General features: G+C 40.1%; 20 protein-coding genes. 16 read left to right on the top strand and 4 right to left on the bottom strand.

All coding sequences use genetic code 11. The features are described 5' to 3' along the window. Positions 1–41: 41 nt before the first annotated feature. The 13 genes from FUA48_RS05190 to FUA48_RS05135 all read left to right on the top strand — a co-directional run bounded on the left by FUA48_RS05190 (position 42) and on the right by FUA48_RS05135 (position 13,763). The gene (locus FUA48_RS05190) at positions 42–662 is read left to right on the top strand and encodes a thymidine kinase (protein WP_147582562.1); all 621 of its coding nucleotides are present in this window, start codon (positions 42–44) and stop codon (positions 660–662) included. Between the two features lie 21 nt (positions 663–683). Beyond that, positions 684–3,122 (top strand): bifunctional UDP-N-acetylmuramoyl-tripeptide:D-alanyl-D-alanine ligase/alanine racemase, encoded by a 2,439-nt coding sequence (locus FUA48_RS05185; RefSeq protein WP_147582561.1) that lies wholly within the window; start codon positions 684–686, stop codon positions 3,120–3,122. 63 nt (positions 3,123–3,185) lie between these two features. Next, positions 3,186–3,620: a large-conductance mechanosensitive channel protein MscL gene (gene mscL, locus FUA48_RS05180; RefSeq protein ID WP_147582560.1), complete on the top strand. Its 435-nt coding sequence runs from the start codon at positions 3,186–3,188 to the stop codon at positions 3,618–3,620. Between the two features lie 151 nt (positions 3,621–3,771). Then, the gene (locus FUA48_RS05175) at positions 3,772–4,761 is read left to right on the top strand and encodes an aspartate-semialdehyde dehydrogenase (RefSeq protein ID WP_147582559.1); all 990 of its coding nucleotides are present in this window, start codon (positions 3,772–3,774) and stop codon (positions 4,759–4,761) included. 52 nt (positions 4,762–4,813) lie between these two features. Further along, a complete protein-coding gene (locus FUA48_RS05170; RefSeq protein WP_147582558.1) occupies positions 4,814–5,401 on the top strand; it encodes a hypothetical protein in 588 nt (195 codons plus the stop codon). Positions 5,402–5,556: 155 nt separating this feature from the next. After that, positions 5,557–6,321, top strand: coding sequence for a hypothetical protein (locus FUA48_RS05165; protein WP_147582557.1), 765 nt, complete (start codon positions 5,557–5,559; stop codon positions 6,319–6,321). Between the two features lie 15 nt (positions 6,322–6,336). After that, entirely contained in the window at positions 6,337–6,513 is a 177-nt protein-coding gene (locus tag FUA48_RS18325; protein ID WP_168196940.1) for a hypothetical protein, read from the top strand. A gap of 1 nt (position 6,514) precedes the next feature. Further along, on the top strand, positions 6,515–7,627 hold the full coding sequence (locus tag FUA48_RS05160; RefSeq protein ID WP_147582556.1) for a lactonase family protein: 1,113 nt from the start codon (positions 6,515–6,517) through the stop codon (positions 7,625–7,627). 59 nt (positions 7,628–7,686) lie between these two features. Continuing rightward, positions 7,687–8,046: a hypothetical protein gene (locus FUA48_RS05155; protein WP_147582555.1), complete on the top strand. Its 360-nt coding sequence runs from the start codon at positions 7,687–7,689 to the stop codon at positions 8,044–8,046. Positions 8,047–8,133: 87 nt separating this feature from the next. Next, a complete protein-coding gene (locus FUA48_RS05150; protein WP_147582554.1) occupies positions 8,134–10,515 on the top strand; it encodes a TonB-dependent receptor in 2,382 nt (793 codons plus the stop codon). 18 nt (positions 10,516–10,533) lie between these two features. Continuing rightward, complete coding sequence (locus tag FUA48_RS05145; protein ID WP_147582553.1) at positions 10,534–11,106, top strand: type 1 periplasmic binding fold superfamily protein; 573 nt, start codon at positions 10,534–10,536, stop codon at positions 11,104–11,106. Between the two features lie 123 nt (positions 11,107–11,229). Then, positions 11,230–11,604, top strand: coding sequence for a DoxX family membrane protein (locus tag FUA48_RS05140; RefSeq protein WP_147582552.1), 375 nt, complete (start codon positions 11,230–11,232; stop codon positions 11,602–11,604). A gap of 44 nt (positions 11,605–11,648) precedes the next feature. Continuing rightward, positions 11,649–13,763, top strand: coding sequence for a prolyl oligopeptidase family serine peptidase (locus FUA48_RS05135; RefSeq protein WP_147582551.1), 2,115 nt, complete (start codon positions 11,649–11,651; stop codon positions 13,761–13,763). Between the two features lie 56 nt (positions 13,764–13,819). Here FUA48_RS05135 and FUA48_RS05130 read toward each other — a convergent pair whose 3' ends face one another. Beyond that, entirely contained in the window at positions 13,820–14,770 is a 951-nt protein-coding gene (locus tag FUA48_RS05130) for a lipid A deacylase LpxR family protein (protein WP_147582550.1), read from the bottom strand. After that, positions 14,760–15,461, bottom strand: a complete 702-nt coding sequence (gene mtgA / locus FUA48_RS05125; RefSeq protein WP_147582549.1) for a monofunctional biosynthetic peptidoglycan transglycosylase — start codon at positions 15,459–15,461, stop codon at positions 14,760–14,762. Before mtgA ends, FUA48_RS05130 begins: the two co-directional genes overlap by 11 nt. A gap of 117 nt (positions 15,462–15,578) precedes the next feature. Here mtgA and FUA48_RS05120 point away from each other — a divergent pair, with 117 nt between their 5' ends. Continuing rightward, a complete protein-coding gene (locus FUA48_RS05120) occupies positions 15,579–16,109 on the top strand; it encodes a GNAT family N-acetyltransferase (RefSeq protein WP_129752052.1) in 531 nt (176 codons plus the stop codon). Here the strand turns inward: FUA48_RS05120 and FUA48_RS05115 are convergent. Next, positions 16,078–17,190 (bottom strand): NAD(P)/FAD-dependent oxidoreductase, encoded by a 1,113-nt coding sequence (locus FUA48_RS05115; protein ID WP_147582548.1) that lies wholly within the window; start codon positions 17,188–17,190, stop codon positions 16,078–16,080. The two genes, FUA48_RS05120 and FUA48_RS05115, sit on opposite strands and share 32 nt — an antisense overlap. Before the next feature lie 2 nt (positions 17,191–17,192). Continuing rightward, complete coding sequence (locus FUA48_RS05110) at positions 17,193–17,912, bottom strand: DedA family protein (protein ID WP_147582547.1); 720 nt, start codon at positions 17,910–17,912, stop codon at positions 17,193–17,195. Between the two features lie 313 nt (positions 17,913–18,225). On the opposite strand from FUA48_RS05110, the gene FUA48_RS05105 reads away from it, so the two are divergent. Next, positions 18,226–20,124 (top strand): S9 family peptidase, encoded by a 1,899-nt coding sequence (locus tag FUA48_RS05105; RefSeq protein WP_147582546.1) that lies wholly within the window; start codon positions 18,226–18,228, stop codon positions 20,122–20,124. A gap of 60 nt (positions 20,125–20,184) precedes the next feature. Further along, entirely contained in the window at positions 20,185–21,387 is a 1,203-nt protein-coding gene (locus tag FUA48_RS05100) for a C1 family peptidase (protein WP_147582545.1), read from the top strand. The last annotated feature ends 37 nt before the right edge of the window (positions 21,388–21,424 follow it).

Here is a 21,424-nt window from a genome sequence, read left to right as displayed (position 1 = left end):
TAACATAAAACATTTCTGTTTTACAGCCTGAAAAATACAAAATGTTTCTCGAAAATACAGTAAATCATAAAGAACAATTTGGGTGGATTGAAGTCATCTGCGGCTCGATGTTTTCGGGGAAAACCGAAGAACTTATACGCCGTTTAAAAAGGGCACAGTTTGCCCGCCAGCGTGTGGAGATTTTTAAACCCACTATAGACACCCGCTACAATGATGACATGGTAGTGTCGCACGACGCAAACGAAATACGCTCCACTCCGGTAGAATCGGCCTCCATGCTGCGCCTGTTAGCACAGGGGTGTGATGTGGTAGGTATAGACGAAGCCCAGTTTTTTGATGATGAGATCGTATCGGTTTGCAACGACCTTGCCAACAACGGCATAAGGGTTATTGTAGCCGGACTTGACATGGATTTTAAAGGCAATCCTTTTGGCCCCATGCCCGCACTTATGGCAACAGCCGAATATGTTACTAAAGTACATGCGGTTTGTACCCGCACCGGAAACCTGGCCAATTACAGCTTCCGTAAAGCGCAAAACGACAAACTGGTACTGCTTGGCGAAACCGAAGAATATGAGCCCCTTAGCAGGGCGGCTTTTTTCAGGGCGATGAAAGAGCAGGCAAAAGAATCTAAAAAGGAAGACAAAGAAGGCCTTTTGTAAAGAAACTAAAATACATTACCCTTGAGCATAAAAACAAACAATATCATAAAGGCTGTCAACCCTCATTTCGAAGGCATACAGCCCGATATGGAAATTGACAATGTTTCTATAGACAGCCGTTCGCTGCAAAACAATGCCGGAACATTATTTTTTGCCCTGCCGGGACAAAACCGCGACGGACATTACTACATACCTGAACTTATCGCTAAAGGAGTACTCAATTTTGTTGTTACCCATATACCTGCCGACACCAAAGGAAAAGCCAATTTTTTTGTAGTGGAAAACACCCTGAAAGCACTTCAGGATTTTGCGGTTTACTACCGCGGGCTTTTCAGTTTTCCGGTTATTGGGGTAACGGGCAGTAACGGCAAGACCATAGTAAAGGAATGGCTTAACTACCTTTTAAGCCCCGATTATAATATTATCCGAAGCCCTAAAAGCTACAACTCTCAGGTAGGTGTGCCGCTTTCGGTTATCGGTATAAACGAAAAACACAATTTAGGTATTTTTGAGGCAGGAATTTCCACTTCGGGCGAAATGGAAAAACTGGCAGCCATAATAAAACCCGGTATAGGAATACTTACCCATATCGGCGGTGCACATGATGAAGGCTTTACCGACAGGCAGCAGAAAATACAGGAAAAAGTCAAACTGTTTAAAGATTCAGATATTGTTATCCTTAAAAAGGACGATGCCGTTTTACAGGAACTGAACGGTAAAAAAACTTTTACCTGGAGTTTTAATAATGATGCCGATGTAAACCTTAACAGACAGTCAACCCCAGAGGGGACATTACTTTCCGTAAAATACAATGGCGACAATTTTGAAGTTGTAATTCCGTTTTTTGATGAGGCATTCGTAGAAAATGCCATAACCTGCCTTATGCTGCTGTTGCATTTGGGATACAACCACGAAGCCATAAGGGAGCGCCTTGCCGGACTGTATCCGGTGGAAATGCGCCTACAGGTAAAAAGCGGCATTAACGACTGCACCATTATAGACGACAGTTACAGTTCTGACTACCAATCTCTAAAAATAGCGCTTGACTTTTTAGAACAGCACAAAACCCATAAAAAGAAAACCATTATCCTTTCGGATGTTTTCCAGAGCGGATTTGCCGTAGAGGAACTCTATGCTAAAGTAAGCCGCCTTTTGGCTGCTAATAATATTAGCAGGGTAATCGGCATAGGCGAAACGATAAGCAAAAGGCTATCGGATTTTCCGAATTTTATAAGCTACAAAACCACTCAGGAATTTTTAGCCCAATACAATGCTAACAGTTTTAGCAACGAGACCATTTTGGTTAAGGGGGCAAGGAGTTTCCGTTTTGAGGAAATCGTTGTACTGCTTGAAGAAAAGACCCACGAAACGGTCCTTGAGATAAACCTCAATGCAATAGTGCACAACCTTAATTTTTACCGTGCAAAACTAAAACCCGAAACCAAGATTATGGTTATGGTAAAGGCTTTTGGTTACGGCAGTGGCAGCTATGAAATTGCCAAACTGCTTTCGCACCATAAAGTGGATTATCTGGGTGTGGCCTTTGCCGACGAAGGTATTGCCCTTCGCAATGCAGGTATAAGCACTCCCATTATAGTAATGAACCCTGAGGCCAGTGCCTTTAATGCCATGATTGCCTACAACCTGGAACCCGAAGTCTATTCGGCAAGGGAGCTTAGGGCCTTTATAGCCATTGCACAGCAAAAAAACCTATCGGACTATCCTATCCATATAAAACTGGATACCGGCATGCACCGTTTAGGGTTTGAGGCCCATCAGCTGGACGAACTTATCGACCTGCTTAAAAACAACAACTTCGTTTCGGTTAAGAGTATTTTCTCCCACCTGTCGTCAAGCGATGTTCCACAGTACAGGGATTTCACATTGGAACAGATTGAGAAATTCAGTAACCGTTCACAAAAAATAATCGATGCTTTAGGTATCAACCCTATTCGTCATATATTAAACACATCGGGCATTTATAATTTCCCCGAACATCAGTTTAACATGGTGCGCCTGGGCATAGGACTCTACGGCGTGGGCAATGATGCCGAGGAACGCAGATCGCTTGAAAACGTAGGCACGCTTAAAACCGTTATCCTCCAGATAAAGGATATTGAACCGGGAGAAAGCGTAGGATACAGCCGCAGGTTTATGGCCGACAAAAAAATACGCACCGCTACCCTGCCTATAGGATATGCCGATGGCATACCTCGAAGTTGGGGTAACGAAAAAGGCTATGTCATTATAAAAGGCCAGAAGGCGGTTATTACCGGAACCATTTCTATGGATATGATGATGGTAGATGTTACCCATATAGACTGCAAAGAAGGTGACAGGGCCGTAATTTTTGGCAATGCCCCTACCGTTGTGGAAATGGCAAACGCACTGGGAACCATACCCTATGAGATTTTAACCAGTATTTCCCAACGGGTAAAACGTGTTTTTTATAAGGAATAATCCAAGTTTTTTGTAAATTAGCTTTAGCTGAACAATCAATTTAATTAACCAAAATTTTAGCCTATGGGATTTTTTAAGGATTTTAAGGCCTTTTTGATGAAAGGTGATATTGTAAATCTGGCAACAGCCGTTATTATTGGTGGTGCCTTTGGTAACATCGTAAAATCTTTTACAAACGACATTTTAATGCCACCTATAGGCATGCTCCTTAACGGTGTTGACTTTAAGGATCTTAAATATGTATTGAAAGAAGGCGTTCCAGAAACCGTAGTGAATGGAGAAACAGTTGCTGCAGTAGATGCCGTTACTATTAACTACGGTAATTTTATACAGATAACACTCGACTTCATCATTGTTGGGTTCTGTATCTTTTTAGCACTTAAAGTATATGAAAGAACCAAAAAGAAAGAAGCCGAGACTCCGGCAGCACCTCCTGCACCAACTACAGAGGAGCAACTGCTTATGGAAATACGCGACATTCTTAAAACTAAACAGTAGAGTTACAGAAGTTTCCGCTACATTGCATATTCTTATATTTCTAACAAAACCGTCTGAAAAAGACGGTTTTTCTTTGTTATATTTTTTCGTTTCGAAACAAATTTATAACTAATTTTGCCGCAAAATTTATATAATTTAATAATTCAATACTATGAAAGTTGCTGTTGTAGGCGCTACCGGTATGGTAGGCGAAGTAATGCGAAAAGTGCTTGCGGAAAGAAATTTTCCGATAACCGAATTAATCCCTGTTGCTTCAGAGAAATCTGTAGGTAAGGAAATCGATTTTAACGGTAAGAAGTACAAGGTTGTGAGTCTTGAAACGGCAGTTGCCATGAAGCCTCAAATTGCATTATTTTCTGCAGGAGGCGACACTTCAAAAGAGTGGGCCCCTAAGTTTGCCGAAGCAGGAACAACTGTAATTGATAACTCCAGCGCATGGAGAATGGACCCGACAAAAAAACTTGTGGTTCCTGAAATCAATGCTTCTGAGCTTACTAAAGAAGACAAGATCATTGCTAACCCTAACTGCTCTACCATACAAATGGTACTGGCACTTAACCCGCTGCACAAAAAATACAACATTGAGCGCGTGGTGGTATCTACCTACCAGTCGGTTACCGGTACAGGTGTTAAGGCTGTACAGCAGTTAGAGAACGAATATGCAGGCGTACAGGGCGAAATGGCATACAAATATCCTATTCACCGTAATGCTATCCCTCAGATAGACGTTTTTGAAGACAACGGCTACACTAAAGAGGAAATGAAAATGACCCGCGAAACCAAAAAGATTATGGGTGACGACTCGATAAGGGTAACGGCTACTACAGTGCGTATACCAACCGTGGGCGGACACAGTGAAGCGGTAAACATTGAGTTCAGTAACGATTTTGACCTTAACGAGGTTCGCAGCATACTACACAACACGCCGGGCATTACAGTACAGGACAATACCGATACATTTACGTACCCAATGCCGCTTTATGCAGAAGGCAAGGATGATGTTTTTGTAGGGCGTATACGCCGTGACGAAAGCCAGCCAAACACACTTAACATGTGGATTGTGGCAGACAACCTTCGTAAAGGTGCAGCTACCAATGCCGTACAAATTGCAGAATACCTTGTTGCAAACGGGTTAGTGTAATTTATAATATTTAATATCTTTGAAAGGCTGCCAAATGGCAGCCTTTTGTTTTATGATAAAAAATATAAAATACTTATTTATCCCATTATTTATAGTCTCGTGTTCCTCAAACAAGATTTACAGAGATATAGATAAAAGTGTCAATTCTTTCACGAAAGAACACAATCATAAAATTGATCTAGAAAGAGACTGGAATCCTACTAAGGTAATATTTCAGGAATTAAAAGACAGCCTTACCAAGCCAACTAATATAATCTATATATTTTTATGGGAAAGCACAGCATATCAGGTAGCAAAAGTTGATTGTTCAGCACTGGTTTATGATCAAAATTCCGGAAAGAAACTTTACATAAAGGGTTTGACCGGGTTTAGATTAGACATTAAGAATAAAGAAAATGATTATTCCGATGATTTTTTTGTACAGAATTTCATATTAGAAAACTATCTCTTAGGAAAAACAGATTATTTACACACTATAGACAAACCTATATTTGCCGGTAGTTTTGCCTTTGACAGATATTATTTGATAGAAATAAATTCGAGCACTAAAAATGTTGAAACGTTTAGACAAATTAGCTTTGATAAAAATGGAAATCCAATCAGGCTTGAAGATTTAGAAAAGGATTTACCTTGGGAATAAGTTTTTGATAATTAATCTGTTTAAATAAAACTTATAAAACCTGCACAGTAATGTTGCAGGTTTTTTTATACGCCATACTACCTTTTAAAAAGAAAATAACAGAATTCTCGTTTATATTTAAACAATACCTTACTATTTCAAAACAAGTTATAATAATGAAAAACATAAGCCCTGCACTTCTTATTTTTTCTTTTATCTTATTCTCCTGTGTACAAAATAAAGATGACAGAAATATAAAAGATACATGCAATCATAATATTGACACAACCCGTATCATTACATCTAATGATGAAAGATTAAATATTCACTTTTCGGATTATGCCATTGACCCTGCAATAATTATAAACAACATTACCGATAACCAAACTAATATTGAAGTATCCAGTCATAAAATAGAATGGTTTGATAATGAAAAGGAAACCTATATGTTAATAGACAAGCAAAAGGTTTCTTTAAAAGATCAGTTAACAATTAATCAGGTTACAAACCTAAAGAAGTACAATGTAGATTTCGCTAATAACTGGAGACAAATAAGGCTTTATAAATACAACAACAAAGAGATTTTACTTATTGAATTAGTATATACACCTTGTACAGGACTAGGATGTAGTGTAAGCTATTATCTTTTGTATGACACTGACAAGAGGATAGCTAATTACTTTGGAACTTATGCCGAAAGACATGAAATAAATCTATTTAATTATGGGAACGGGGAAATTAGTTTTGTAAGCGAATCTAATATTACAACGCCTGCATGTGATCAAAAAAAATACAATCTCTACACAATGGACGACAAAGGTATTTTTCAATTACAAAGAAAAGAAGACGGCAACCCATATGAGATTGATCAGTATTATTCTGAAGAACGTTTAAAGGAATATGAACACTTAACACAAAACTGGATAAAAGAAGTAAAATAAATATCCTCCATCTTCATGAAAAAACAAACCAAATTATTATTAGCCTCAATAGGAATGGGAATCACAGGATGGCTTTCTATAGGAATTGGCTATACCTCAACTATAGGATCTACCCTAAACGGAATACTGTTTATGGGTGGATTACTACTGTGTTTTATTGCGTTGATTGTTTTTATTCTTAGCTTTAAATAACATGAACAGCAAATCTTGCCTTATCATCCTCATTCTCCTATTTTTAAGCTATACCGGCTACAGCCAAACCTATGCTTTTTTCGGGTCTTACAATCATGATAAAAATAAGGAAGGTCTGTACGTTTATGAGTTGGACACCGTTAAAGGCAGCCTTAAAAAGTTTACCTCAGCCAAAATACACAACCCTTCATACCTTACCCTTTCCCCTGCCGGAAATTTTATATACGCCTGCACCGATACCAAAACACCTAATGCAGGTAGCGTAAGCAGTTTTGTTTTTAATCCTGAAAAGAAAACCATCACGTTTGTAAACAGTCAGTCGAGCAGAGGTGAAAACCCGGTATACTGTGCCGTGCATCCTTCGGGCAACTGGCTTATAAACGGTAACTATACCGAAAGCGGCATTTCACTTTGCCCTTTAAATATCAACGGCAACATTGAACCTCCTGTACAGTTTTTAAGATATTTTGAAGGCAGTATCAACCCTGATAGACAGGCAAATTCCCATATTCATTCAACCGTATTTTCTCCCGATGGGAAATTTGTTTTTGTACCTGATTTGGGTAGTGATAAAATAAGACGCTACGAATTTGACACCTTAACAAAACAACCTCTGCTGGAAATAGCACCCTTAAAAACCACTCCCGGTAGTGGCCCGAGGCATTTTACTTTTCATCCTAACGGGAAATATGCTTACTGCATTGGAGAACTGTCGGGTACAGTAACCGTATATCAATACAGTAATGGCGAACTGAAACCCGTTCAGGAAATTGCCACACATGAAGATTCGATTACCGAAGCTTTTGAAAGTTCTGATGTACATTGTACACCAGATGGTAGGTTTTTGTATGCCACCAACAGGGGAGCAGAAAACAACATCGCTATTTTCTCTATCCGGGAAAACGGAACATTACAAAATATTGGCTATCAGTCCACACTGGGAAAACACCCACGCACTTTTGCTATAGATTCTAGTGGCAACTTTCTTATTGCGACTAACGTTAACAGTAGTTCGGCAGTCGTGTTCAGGATCAATAAAACAACCGGACAGCTCACAAAAACCAGCGAAACTACAATAGAACACGTAAGTTGCGTGAAGATAAAAACCTATTAATACATTTTTAACTGCAACCATGTTGCAATTGTAGATTCTTTTTCCCTACCTTTGCGGTAATGAAAAGAAAGTTTGCAATATTTAACCTTGCACTTATGGCTGTTGTACTCCTTACAACCGCCTTTCAGTCTTTTCACGCCTTTAGCCACGAGCATTATGCTGCCGGGCATTACCACAAGCATACCGAAGTATCTAAAACTGTAAAACAGTTTAGCGGCACAGACCACACACAACAGCACGACGATGACGACTGTTATGTATGTAGCTTTCACTTCGACTTTTTTGTGGCACCACAGCAGTTTTGCCTGAGGCTATATTTCCCATACAAACAAATACACTACACTTTCAGCAATATAGAAGGAAGCCCTTCATTTGCCGGAAGCCTTTTTGCACACCGCGGTCCCCCTCTTTCAGTATAAGCCTCTCCCCCCGCCCCTCTCCAATAGAGAGGGGAGTAACAGCACGTACTTAAACGTGAGTTTATTCATTACTGAACTGAAATTATCATGCGATTTAATATACTATTGCTTTTTGTCCTGGTGGCAATAAGCAACAGCACCTATTCGCAAAGTACGCTTAGCGGAAGGGTGACTGATACCAAAAACCAGCCTCTGGACGGGGCACATATACACATAGGCGAACGGCACGCCCTTAGCAATCCGGCTGGGACATACGAATTACACAATATCTCAAATGGGCAACAAAGGGTTGTAATATCCTACATTGGTTATTCTACACTTGACACCATTATGGATATACATGAAGATGTAGTTCTTAATGCCGTACTTAAACTCCAAAGCACCCAACTGGAAGAGGTGATGCTGAGTGAATCCGCAAGAGTCTCAAAAAGTGCTGTTGTAAAGCAGGATGTAAAACTCATAACACTTGAAAAATACAGCAGTGCAACATTGGGCGATGCCTTAAAGGAAATACCGGGCGTATATTCCCTTAAAACCGGGAACAGCATTGTAAAGCCCGTTATTAACGGACTGCACAGTAGCAGGGTTCCAGTTTTGGTAAACAATGTAAGGCTGGAAGACCAGCAATGGGGTACTGAGCATGCTCCTAACCTGGATATCAACTCGGCAGGAAAGGTATCGGTTATAAAAGGAGCCTCTGCCCTGCAATATGGCGGCGATGCTATTGGCGGGCTTGTATTGGTTGAGCCGGTATCAGTTTTAAAGGATACGCTGTATGGCAGGTCAATCGTTTCATTAAATTCAAATGGTCGCGGCAGTAGCATTACCAGCAGCCTGCATAAAGGTGCCGAAAAAGGCTGGGCATGGAATGCGGGAGGAACATTTAAGTACTTTGGTGACAGAGAAGCGCCCGATTATATATTATCCAATACAGGCAATCGTGAAGGCAATTTTTTTGGTGACGTTAAGTACATAGCCGACACTTACGACCTTTCGGCAAGCTACAGCTTTTATAACGCAACCATAGGCATTGCATCGGCGACCCACATAGGCAGTACCGCCGATTTGGCAAACGCAATAAACAGTGGCATACCGGCTGTAGTCAATCCGTTTACTTATAACATTAAAGCTCCCAAACAGGAAATTCAGCATCACTTAGGCAAACTTAATTTCAACACAGATCTTAGTCCCTTTTCAAAACTGGCACTGCAATATGCTTTTCAGCTTAACCACAGGAAAGAGTTTGACATACGTCGTGGTGACGACCGCAACAAGGCGGCCCTTGATCTTACCCTTATAACCCATTCAATACAGGCCGACTGGAAATACGAAAAAGACGATAACAGCCTTAAAGGAGGAGTAAGCTTTGCTATGCAAAACAATGAGGCGAGTCCGGATACGGGAATACGTCCCCTTATACCCAACTATAACCGTACAGATGCGGGTGCCTATGCCATAGCTGCACACCGCTTTACTAATAGCTTTAGTGCCGAAGCTGGTTTGCGCTACGATTTCTCTCATGTAGATGCTGATAAATTTTATCAGAAAAGCCGATGGACCAGTTTGGGTTACGAAGGAGAATTTGACAATTTTATAGTTGCCGATTATGGCACGCAATGGCTTACTAATCCAACCTTCACCTATAACAATATATCCGCCAGCCTGGGGATCAACAAACAGTTTAACTCTAACTGGGAATTGTTTGCCAATGCAGGTTTGGCCATGCGTAATCCAAACCCGTCGGAGCTGTTTAGCGACGGACTGCACCACTCTAACGGAACCATAGAACTGGGCGATTTACGCACCCAAAAAGAGGAGTCTTACAAGCTATCTACAACTCTTAAAAAACAAGGGAGGATTTTTAGTTTTGAGGTAACGCCTTATGCTAATTTTATTAGCAATTTTATTTTCCTTAAGCCCACAGGGGCAGAGTACACCATACGCGGATCATTCCCTGTGTACCAATACACCCAAAATGACGCACTGCTTACCGGAGTTGATTTCCATTCGGATGTATACCTCGGTAAACATTTAAAATACAGCCTAAATATGGCCTATGTGCACGGCACCAACAGAGATACCGATGAACCGCTTATAGACATGCCACCGTTCATTATGGGCAACTCGCTACTATACACATTTAACGACAGGCATAATTCCTATCTGGAATTGAACAGTCAGGCAGTATTTAAACAAAACCGTTACCCCAACTATAATTTTTATGCCGATGTACCTCAGGATGGCGAACTGGTTCCTGTATTGGTAGATGTAAGTACTCCCCCACCGGGCTATCATCTGCTTAACTTCAGCTCAGGGATGGATTTCACACTGGGTAAGACCCTAACATCGGTAAGTTTTACAGTAAACAACATTTTCAACACTTCCTACAGGGATTACCTTAACCGTCAAAGGCTTTATACCGATGACATAGGAAGAAACTTTATACTACAGTTAAAATTCAATTATTAATCATAAAAACAAGTATTCATGAAAAACTTAAAAATTTCATTATTAGCCTTAATTGCAACAGTATCATTTACATCATGTAGCAGCGACGACGATGCTTTAGTACCGGTAAATGAGGAGGAGGTAATAACAACCATCACGGCAACCTTTACACCACAGGGCGGCGGAGAAGCCATTGTACTTCAGTCACGCGACCTTGACGGCGACGGGCCTGATGCTCCAGTTGTAACCGTTTCGGGGGACTTTACAGCTGGTATTAATTACAACGGTACTGTTAGCTTTTTAAACGAACTTGCCAATCCTACGGAAGACATTACAGAAGAAATACATGAAGAAGGTGACGAGCACCAGCTGTTCTATCAGCAAAATGGTTTAGGCACATTTACTTATGCCGATGAAGATATAAACGGAAACCCTATTGGACTGCAGTTTACTTATCAGGCCAGTGCAACAGCAACTTCAGGCAACCTTACTATTACCCTTAGGCATGAGCCAAACAAGACTGCCGAAGGTGTAAGCAATGGTAACATTACAAACGCAGGAGGCAATACAGATGCTACTGTTACATTCACGATAAACGTGGTGCAGCCGTAACTTTCTCATTGTGAACACCCTGTTGATAAGGGTGTTCACAATTAAATAATTTTAAGTTAACATTTTATTTAAATATTCATTAATTTAGTTAAAATATTATTACTATCACCAAAACACTAAATTATGAATTCACAATTCACAAAGATTATACGAATACTTTTAGGTGTTATCCTTTTGGTATTCGGGTTAAACAAATTCCGTCCTTTTATTCCCCTACCACAACCTCCCGAAGCAGCCGCCAACTTTATGAACTCCCTTGCAGAAACAGGCTATGTTTTATATGTTGTTGCCTTTTTTGAAGTTGTTATTGGGATCATGCTGTTAGCCAAAAAATGGGTACCGTTTGCCATACTGCTTTTAGCGCCTATTTCGCTTAATATATTGCTGTTCCACATGTTCTTAGATGTGCCTGCAATAGCAACAGCCATAGTGGTGGTAGCCCTAAACGGTATATTAATTTATAAATACCGTCAAAAATACAGTCCGCTGTTCAGCTGATAAGCCTATTTCCTTATTTTTGTGTATAATCAAATTAAGCCAGAATGAATAAAACGATTTTAGGCATGGCTTTGGCTTGCAGTCTTAGCATGAACGCACAAACACAAAAAGGAGAGATTAGATATCCCGAAACAAAGAAAGGTAACCAGACAGACGATTATTTTGGCACTAAAGTGCAGGACCCATACCGTTGGCTGGAAGACGACCGCTCTGCAGAAACGGCAGAATGGGTTAAAGCAGAAAATGAGGTAACTTTTGCCTATCTGAAACAGATACCGTTTAGGGAGGAGATAAAGAACCGCATGCAACAGCTGTGGAATTATGAAAGGATATCGGCTCCGTTTAAGGAAGGCAATTACACTTACTATTATAAAAACGATGGTTTACAAAACCAGTCGGTATTATACCGCAGGGACGTAACCGGTGCAGAAGAGGTTTTTCTTGACCCTAATACTTTCTCTAAAGATGGTACCACATCACTTAGCGGTGTTAGCTTTACCAAAAAAGGTGATTTGGCCGCCTACTCCATTTCAGAAGGGGGAAGCGACTGGAGAAAAGTTTTTGTAATAGATACAGAAACCAAAAAACTTGTAGGCGAAACTTTAGTAGACGTTAAGTTTAGTGGTATTTCATGGAAAGACAGCGACGGATTTTACTATTCAAGCTATGAAAAACCAACAGGCAGCGAGCTTTCTGCAAAGACCGATCAGCATAAACTGTATTACCACAAACTGGGCACACCGCAAAAAGACGATAAAGTAATTTTTGGCGACAAACAAAAAAGAAGGTATGTGGGTGCTAATGTTACCGAAGATCAAAAGTATCTGGTTATATCGGCAGCAAACTCTACATCGGGTAACGAACTCTATATTAAAGACCTTACCAAAGCCAACAGCCCTATAGTAACCATTATAGATAATTTTGATACCGACACACATATTTTAGACAATGAGGGCACAAGATTAATTATCGCTACTAATTACAATGCTCCTAACAACAGGATAGTTACAGCAGACGCTTCTAACCCTGTACCTTCCAAATGGAAAGACCTTATTCCGGAAACGAAGAATGTATTAAGCCCTTCAACAGGTTCAGGATATATTTTTGCAGAGTACATGAAAGATGCCGTTTCGGTTGTGGAACAATACGACTATAACGGAAAACTGGTACGCAATGTAGAGTTACCTGGTATTGGTTCTGCCGGAGGATTCGGCGGCAAGAAAGATGAAAAGACACTTTACTATTCATTTACAAACTACATCACTCCGGGTACTATATACTCTTACAACCCTGCAACAGGAGAATCTAGAGTTTACCAAAAACCCAAAGTAGACTTTAACAGCGACGATTATGTATCAAAACAGGTATTTTATACCTCTAAAGACGGCACTAAAATACCAATGATAATAACCCACAGAAAAGACCTTGAACTAAACGGCCACAACCCAACAATACTATATGGTTATGGAGGGTTTAATATAAGCCTTACACCATCATTCAGCATTACTAATGCCGTATGGATGGAAAACGGAGGTATTTATGCTGTGGCTAACCTGAGAGGTGGTGGTGAATATGGTAAAGAATGGCACGATGCCGGAACCAAAACACACAAACAAAACGTGTTTGACGATTTTATTGCTGCTGCAGAATACCTTATTGCCAATAACTACACTTCATCGGATTATCTTGCCATAAGCGGAGGTTCTAACGGAGGATTACTGGTAGGCGCTACTATGACACAGCGCCCTGATCTTATGAAAGTAGCTTTACCGGCAGTAGGCGTACTGGATATGTTGCGCTACCATACCTTTACCGCAGGTGCGGGATGGGCTTATGATTACGGAACGGCAGAAGACAGTGCTGAAATGTTTGAATACCTAAAAGGTTATTCTCCGGTTCACAATGTAAAAGAAGGCGTTCAGTATCCTGCTACACTTGTTACAACGGGCGACCATGATGACCGAGTGGTTCCTGCACACAGTTTTAAGTTTGCCGCACAGCTACAGGCAAAGCAAAAAGGCCCGAATCCTGTATTAATCCGTATCGGCGTTAATGCCGGACACGGGGCAGGAAAATCGATAACACAAATGATCGAGGAGTATTCCGATATTCAGGCTTTTGCCCTTTATAATATGGGAGCAGAACCTAAGAGAAAATAGAGACTTCCCTAATGTTGAAATGACACAAAAAAGACCCTGCTGTAGCAGGGTCTTTTTTATAACAAATAGCTTACTCCTATCCTACCGTAGTAAAAGCCCTGTATAACGTTATTGGTAAGCTCTTTCCCCTGATAGTTGAACGAGAAGGAAAGGTTCCAGCTGTTTTTGCGGTACATTACTCCTGTTTCGGCTTCAAATCGCCATGGGATAAGCGGAAAAGTTACCGGACTTTCATCATTAAACAGGCTACCCTGTATAGTAGCATCATATATCTGGTAATTTACCTTAGGGCTTATAAAAAGAAAAAACTCACGGGTTTGGTCTCCGCACTTATTATTCCCCTCACTTAAGGTAGCACCATATAATGTAGAATCATACACCGGCTTTAATGGCCTTTTAAAACTTATACGCATCATTGGCCCGGCAGTTATTCCTGTAAAAATGGTTCCTGCTTTGGCCTTTGCCAGAAAATGCAGGTCTACTTTTTCATGCAGTTGCTTAGCAAGCACTTTATGGGAATAAAATGCCCCTACCTGAACCCCTAATGCAGTATGTATCTGGTATTCCCAGCCCCTTACTTTAGGATAGTTGAATACATTGTGCAGTCCTTTCTGAAAAGCCTCTGCTAAAGACTCCTTACCTACAATACCCAACTCAAAATTAAGCTTCAGTACACTTTCGCTTTTATAAAAAACATTGGCACCTGCCTGAGCAAAAAGATAGCCCGCAAAAGGCCTGTCGTGCACATTAATTTCTTCAGCCTTTACACTCTGCGGATTGTACATGTACTGCCCCGCCTTTACTTCACCAATAACCTTAGCGACCTTTTCGTCTCCGGTATAGGCCAGGTAACGGTAAAAAAGTTCTATTCCGTTTGTGTAATAGCGATCGTGTTTAAAGGAAGTATAAAGGTCGTTATCGGATATAAGGCCAATCTCTTTGGGCTTTTGTGCAAACAAAGACCCAAAGCATAAAAGAAGCGGTAATAGCAGTCTTTTATTTCTCATCCTTTGCTTCCGCATTATAATCAAGTTGAACATAACGCATAAGCCTCACAATCTTCCCTTTCCTTCTGTTTATGTATCCTGATGAATTTGTCGCTCTGTATTTAAGCGGATTTGGGAGTATTGCAGCTATACCCGCCGCCTCATAAGCCGTAAGGTCTTTAGCATCCTTATGGTACCAGTGCTGTGCCGCTGCCTGAACGCCATATACACCATCGCCCATTTCTATACTGTTAAGATATACTTCCATAATGCGTTCCTTGCTCCAAAGCAGCTCTATAAGCATCGTAAAGTAAGCCTCAAGCCCTTTACGCACATAGCTCCTGCCCTGCCATAAAAAAACATTTTTTGCCGTTTGCTGGCTAATGGTACTTCCGCCTTTTAGTTTTTTACCTTTCTTATTGCTTTCATAAGCCTTTTGCATCGCCTTAAAGTTAAAGCCATTATGCGTAAGGAAAGTATCATCTTCACTCGCAATCACCGCCTTTTGCATGTGTACCGATATTTCGTCTATAGATACCCAGTCATGGCTGCTGTGCATTTCCTCGCCATCGGCTTTTTGCTCAAAAGCACGAATAACCATTAACGGGGTACACGGCACAGGCACAAACCTTAAAAGCAAGACAGAAAATACCGAAAGCGCAATAAACCAAAGGAATAACTTAAAAAGAAAGCGGAATATTTTTCGCAGCATAAAACAATAGTAAAGATGATTGATATAGCGAAATTACAAATTAGTTAGCAATGACAATATGCTTATCCTATTGATTAGTAAAATATTTACATTTGTTAAAACTGTTATTATGTAAACATGAAACCCTTCATAACTGAAAGACTTATACTAAGAGAGCTATCTGTAAATGATGCATACTATTTTTATTTATTAAATGAGGATACCGAAGTTTTACAATATACCGGAGACATCCCTTTTGAAAATTTAGAAGCTGCAAAACAATTTTTGGCAGAATATGACCAGTATAAAAGATATGGATTAGGCAGATGGGCTGTAATCCGTAAAGATGACAATGCTTTTTTAGGATGGTGCGGATTAAAATATTCTTCAGATAAAAATGAATACGATATTGGTTTCCGTTTTTTCAGACACTATTGGAACATGGGATATGCCACCGAAGCAGCTAAAAAATGTATTGAAGTAGGATTTAATAAATTTAGAATTCCAATTATTATAGGAAGAGTAATGAAAAATAACAGCTCCTCAATAAGAGTTTTGGAAAAAATAGGCCTAACAAGAACAAAAGATTATGATTTTGACGGCCATGAAGGATATATTTATCTGATAAAAAGAAGCCTTAAACCAAATCAGCCAGTTCAGCACCAATAAGGCTTCCTATAGCCACACCCATACCACCAAGCCTTACGCCACAGTAAACGTGTTCTGACACCTTCTCTACTATAGGTTTTTTATGGCTGCCCATACCCATAATACCGCTCCAACGGTGTGCAATGGTAAAATCGGTATTTGGCAAGATCACTTCTTTAAGTAGTTGCTCCAGTCTGTTTTGTATCAGGTCGGTTTCCCCAAATTCAGTAGTGGTCTCACCTTCAAAATCAAGATTTCTTGCCCCGCCAAAAAGAATACGGTTTTCAATATTCCTAAAGTAGTAATAACCTTTCTCAATATGGAAAGTCCCGCGAATATCAAGGTTTGGTATAGGTTCTGTAATCAGCACCTGTGCACGGGCAGGTTTTACAGCATGATCAGTAAGTTCGGAAGCAAAACCATTGGTAGCAAAAAGCAGCTTTTTGGTATTAAAAGAAAATCCGCCGATATTAACCTGAACATGGTCGGCTCTTTCATGCCATCCTGTTACGCTGTGGCTGTTAAGAATATGTATGTTACTTGCAGCGGCAATTTTTAAAAGCGCCTGCATCATATTTCCGGTATCAATCTGCCCTTCAAACGGATTAAAGATAAGATACTCCTTTATCCCTTTAAAGTCAAAACGGTCTATCTCTTTTGCAAAGACATCATTCTTAAACAACGGGCGAAGCACATCATTTATAAACGGAAGTTTGCGCAGGCATTCCTCATAACCGTCGGTATTATCCTCAAGGAAAAGTTCATAACCTCCGTACGGTTTGTAATCCAAAACACCATCGCCCAAACGCCTCCTTAAAAGCTTAAGGCCGTTCCATCGTTTATGAATAAGATGCACAACATCCTCTTCGGTATGATTGTTAAGATCCTCAATAATTTCGGAAATACTGCCAAAGCAGGCAAACCCGGCGTTTTTTGTACTGGCACCCTGCGGAAGTGGGCCCTGCTCTAGAATTACAATCTTGCTGTCAGGAAAACGTTCACGAAGGCGAAGCGCGGTATGCAGCCCAACTATGCCGCTGCCTACCACGGTGTAATCTACACCTGTGTACCAGTTTTTAATTTCCCAATAGCTAAGGTTCATAATTAAAAGTCGCCGTGCTTTTCAGCCTCTTCTTCTGCTTCTTCCTCGGTAACTTTTTTACCTTTAAGTGCATTAAGAACAAGAGGTACTGTTGTAACAGCAATAATGATTAGTATTATATATTCTATATAAGACTTAAGGTCTATATTAAGTTTTGCAAGGAACAGCTCATACAGGTAGTGTCCAGAAAATATAAGCGTAAACGCCCATAATATGGAGCTTATTATATTGTAAAGCATGAACTTTTTACGGTCCATTTTTACAACACCTGCAATAATAGGTGCAAATGTCCTGATGATAGGAAGGAAACGGGCAAAAACAATAGCCCTGCCCCCGTGCTTTTCAAAAAAGTCGTGCGACTGGTACAGGTATTTCTTTTTAAACCAAAAAGTATCTTTCTTGTTATATAGGTAATTTCCGCTCTTGGCACCAAACCAGTAACCAAACGTATTACCTACTATACCGGCACCTGCAACAAGCAGTGCAAGGATAACCACATTTAAAAAGTCGCTCTCAATATTAAACAGGGTACCCATAAGTTCACCGCTGTAAATCCCCGCAAGGAATAAAAGGCTGTCACCCGGAAGGAAGAATCCGGCAAAAAGGCCGGTTTCGGCAAAAACAATAAACAGTACTACATAGATACCTACTGCTACTCCGCCAATTTCAAGATTAATATAAAACTCAGGATTTAATAACTGTGTCCAGTGAAAACTGTCCATATTTCTTCAAAAATTATAATCGTTACCGTAAAAATTTTGTGCTTTTAAGCGCCTCCCTCATTTGCCAAAACCCGTACGATTGCATCAATAACCATACCTGATATGCGGCTTTCATTTTAAGTTCGTGAAAATAACTATATTTTTTCAATCCTGCGTTCTCTTAATGTTTTTAAACAGTTCTTTTATGCTTTTTTCAAACATTTAACAATACATCGACCGCTTTATTGCTACTCTAACAAAAATTTACTCCTTTTTATAAATTTACCTTATTAAATAAAATCCTTACTTTTAGGGCCTCTTAACAGAAAAAACAATGAAAAAACTACTTATTTTAACCTTAAGTGTTATGGGATTAACCGCTACGGCTCAAGACCACATGACTCCTGAATTGCTATGGAAACTGGGCAGGATAAGCCCTTTAGGCATTACTAAAGACGGAAAGAATATAATTTACAAGGTATCTACCCCTGATGTAGACGAGAATGAATTCAACTCTAAGTTTTACATTATTCCGGTTAACGGAGGTGAGGGTAAGGAAATTGAAGATTATAAGAATCTACTGAAAGACCGTAATGTATCACCGGACGGAAAGTACCTTTTAAGCAGCCAGGAAATTAAGGTTGAAAAAGTAAACGGCGGAGACTACTATCCGGAACTGGACAAGTCTACCGTACAAATATATGACGGACTGGATTATCGCCACTGGGATACCTGGAATGAGGGAAAACACAATCATGTAGGTTATTCTCCTATAGATAATGCCGATAATTTTACCGACATAATGAAAGGTGAGCCTTATGATTCTCCACAAAAGCCTTTTGGCGGTGAAGAGGATTATACATGGACACCTAACGGAAATATTGTTTACGTTTCTAAGAAAAAATCAGGAACAGCATATGCCACAAGTACCAATACTGATTTGTATGAGTATGATATGGCAACCAAAACCACTAAGAACCTTACTCCAAATAACCCTGGATATGATACTCAGCCTGCATTTTCTCCCCAGGGAGATTTAACATGGTTACAGATGAAGCGTGACGGTTATGAAGCCGACAAGAATGACATCATTGTTCGCCATAAAGGTGCAGACATCAACCTTACTGCAGGATGGGATGGCACTGTAGATTCTTTCACATGGAGTGCAGACGGTAAAAAAGTATATTTCCTTGCCCCTATAGACGGTACAAAACAGCTTTTTGAAGTTAACTTCCCGGGACTTACTAGAATTGCCGTAAGGGTTACTCAGCTTACAGATGGTTACTGGGACGTAAACAGCATCATCGGTTTTTCAGACAACAATGTTGTTGTTACAAGATCTGACATGAACCATGCTAACGAGCTTTACAGCTACAACCTTAAGAAAAAGGACTGGAAACAGCTTTCGCATGTAAACGATGCTGCTTATTCTAAAATAGCTTTAAGCAAAACAGAGAAAAGATATGTTACCACTTCCGATGGCAAAAAAATGCTGGTATGGGTAATACTTCCTCCTAACTTTGATGCTAATAAAAAATACCCTACCCTGCTTTACTGCCAGGGAGGACCACAGTCGGCACTGTCACAATTCTATTCTTTCCGCTGGAACTTCCAGGTTATGGCTGCTCAGGGTTATGTAGTAGTAGCCCCTAACAGGAGAGGTATGCCGGGCCACGGTGTTGCATGGAACGAAGCCATAAGTAAAGACTGGGGTGGTGACGTTATGAACGACTATCTTGCAGCAATAGATGATGTTGCTAAAGAACCTTATGTAGACAAAAACCGTTTAGGTGCCGTAGGTGCCAGCTATGGAGGATACTCCGTATTCTATCTTGCAGGCATCCACAACAAACGTTTTAAAACCCTTATTGCTCACGACGGTGTATTTAACCTTCAAAGTATGTATGGCACTACCGAAGAGGTTTTCTTTACCAATTGGGACGGTGGCGGAGCTTACTGGGAAAAGGATAATGCCGTAGCGCAAAAAACATTCTCTCAGTTTAATCCAATAAACAATGTAGACAAATGGGACACTCCTATCCTTATATTCCAGGGCGATAAAGACTTCAGGGTACCAATCGGTCAGGGTCAGGAAGCCTTCCAGGCAGCACAGCTTAGAGGCATAAAAAGCCGTTTTATAGTTTTTCCGGATGAAAACCACTGGGTATTAAAACCACAAAACGGAATGGTATGGCAGCGCGAATTTTTTAAATGGCTTAAAGAAACCTTGTAAAAAACGTAACATTTAGATAATTTTAGCGACTATTTAAAAACAAAAATCAAATTACTACTTATGTATAAATTTTCAGTTAAACCAATTCTTGCAGCAACAGTGCTGTTGGCAGGTATGAATGCCGGGTTTGCACAGGATTACCTGGTTAACTCGTTAAAAAACAACCAAAGTGAAAACAGTAAAGACTCTTTTCAGTTTACCGAAGTAATAAATATTGAAAATACGCCGGTAAAAAGCCAGGGGTCTTCAGGTACGTGCTGGAGTTACTCTGCAAACTCTTTCCTTGAGTCGGAAATGATAAGAATGGGCAAAGAGCCTGTAGAGATTTCTCAAATATATACTGCACGTAACGCTTATATAGAAAAAGGGAAAAACTATGTACGTATGCATGGTGCTATTACCCTTGGTGATGGTGGTGCACTGCACGATGTAATAAACATGTACCGCAAATATGGTGCTTTACCGCAAAGCGAATATACCGGACTAAACTACGGTACCGCTAATAACAAATTTGCAGAAATGCAAACTATGGCTCAGGGTGTTCTTGAAGCTGCCGTTAAAAACCCTAACGGAGAACTTACACCAAACTGGATTAAGGCTTACACAGCAGTTATCGACTCTTACCTTGGTGAGGTTCCTGAATCATTTAAATACAAAGGAAAAACATATACTCCGCAAACTTTTGCTAAAGAGGTTATAGGTATTAATGCCGATGATTATGTAGAAATCTCTTCATTTAAAGAACACCCGTACTATACTAAATTTACTTTAATGGTACCGGACAACTGGTCTCTTGATCAGGTTTACAATGTAAAAATGAACGAGCTTACCGATATTATTGACAACGCTCTTAAAAAAGGTTACTCTGTAGCCTGGGCCGGTGACGTTAGCGAAAAAGGCTTTAGCTGGAAAAACGGTGTTGCTTACATTCCTTCAAAAGAATTTAGTGATATGACTCCGCAGGAAAGAGAGGAGATATTTAAAGGTCCTAAACCTGAAATGGAAATCACAGAAGATTTGCGTCAGGCTGCTTTTGACAACTATAACACTACCGATGATCACGGTATGCACATTGTAGGTATCACTAAAGACCAAAACGGTAAAGAGTACTACATCATCAAAAACTCTTGGGGTGCTACAAACGACTACAAAGGATATATGTATATGACTAAAAACTTTGTAAAGTATAAAACTACTGCTATCCTTCTTCACAAAGGAGGGGTTCCTTCATCTATCGCTAAAAAATTAGACATTAAGCAATAATTGCTTAATTACAGGATATAACTAAGCCCGAAGCAAT

This window comes from Flavobacterium alkalisoli (genome assembly GCF_008000935.1).
Taxonomy (GTDB): Bacteria; Bacteroidota; Bacteroidia; order Flavobacteriales; family Flavobacteriaceae; genus Flavobacterium; species Flavobacterium alkalisoli.
This window is presented reverse-complemented; position numbering and strand designations above follow the sequence as displayed.

Excerpts from the sequence above, each read along its gene's own strand:
- FUA48_RS05190 (WP_147582562.1), top strand. The coding sequence starts at position 42 with ATGTTTCTCGAAAATACAGTAAATCATAAAGAACAATTTGGGTGGATT.
- mscL (WP_147582560.1), top strand. The coding sequence starts at position 3,186 with ATGGGATTTTTTAAGGATTTTAAGGCCTTTTTGATGAAAGGTGATATT.
- FUA48_RS05175 (WP_147582559.1), top strand. The coding sequence starts at position 3,772 with ATGAAAGTTGCTGTTGTAGGCGCTACCGGTATGGTAGGCGAAGTAATG.
- FUA48_RS05170 (WP_147582558.1), top strand. The coding sequence starts at position 4,814 with ATGATAAAAAATATAAAATACTTATTTATCCCATTATTTATAGTCTCG.
- FUA48_RS05165 (WP_147582557.1), top strand. The coding sequence starts at position 5,557 with ATGAAAAACATAAGCCCTGCACTTCTTATTTTTTCTTTTATCTTATTC.
- FUA48_RS18325 (WP_168196940.1), top strand. The coding sequence starts at position 6,337 with ATGAAAAAACAAACCAAATTATTATTAGCCTCAATAGGAATGGGAATC.
- FUA48_RS05160 (WP_147582556.1), top strand. The coding sequence starts at position 6,515 with ATGAACAGCAAATCTTGCCTTATCATCCTCATTCTCCTATTTTTAAGC.
- FUA48_RS05155 (WP_147582555.1), top strand. The coding sequence starts at position 7,687 with ATGAAAAGAAAGTTTGCAATATTTAACCTTGCACTTATGGCTGTTGTA.
- FUA48_RS05150 (WP_147582554.1), top strand. The coding sequence starts at position 8,134 with ATGCGATTTAATATACTATTGCTTTTTGTCCTGGTGGCAATAAGCAAC.
- FUA48_RS05145 (WP_147582553.1), top strand. The coding sequence starts at position 10,534 with ATGAAAAACTTAAAAATTTCATTATTAGCCTTAATTGCAACAGTATCA.
- FUA48_RS05140 (WP_147582552.1), top strand. The coding sequence starts at position 11,230 with ATGAATTCACAATTCACAAAGATTATACGAATACTTTTAGGTGTTATC.
- FUA48_RS05135 (WP_147582551.1), top strand. The coding sequence starts at position 11,649 with ATGAATAAAACGATTTTAGGCATGGCTTTGGCTTGCAGTCTTAGCATG.
- FUA48_RS05130 (WP_147582550.1), bottom strand. The coding sequence starts at position 14,770 with ATGAGAAATAAAAGACTGCTATTACCGCTTCTTTTATGCTTTGGGTCT.
- mtgA (WP_147582549.1), bottom strand. The coding sequence starts at position 15,461 with ATGCTGCGAAAAATATTCCGCTTTCTTTTTAAGTTATTCCTTTGGTTT.
- FUA48_RS05120 (WP_129752052.1), top strand. The coding sequence starts at position 15,579 with ATGAAACCCTTCATAACTGAAAGACTTATACTAAGAGAGCTATCTGTA.
- FUA48_RS05115 (WP_147582548.1), bottom strand. The coding sequence starts at position 17,190 with ATGAACCTTAGCTATTGGGAAATTAAAAACTGGTACACAGGTGTAGAT.
- FUA48_RS05110 (WP_147582547.1), bottom strand. The coding sequence starts at position 17,912 with ATGGACAGTTTTCACTGGACACAGTTATTAAATCCTGAGTTTTATATT.
- FUA48_RS05105 (WP_147582546.1), top strand. The coding sequence starts at position 18,226 with ATGAAAAAACTACTTATTTTAACCTTAAGTGTTATGGGATTAACCGCT.
- FUA48_RS05100 (WP_147582545.1), top strand. The coding sequence starts at position 20,185 with ATGTATAAATTTTCAGTTAAACCAATTCTTGCAGCAACAGTGCTGTTG.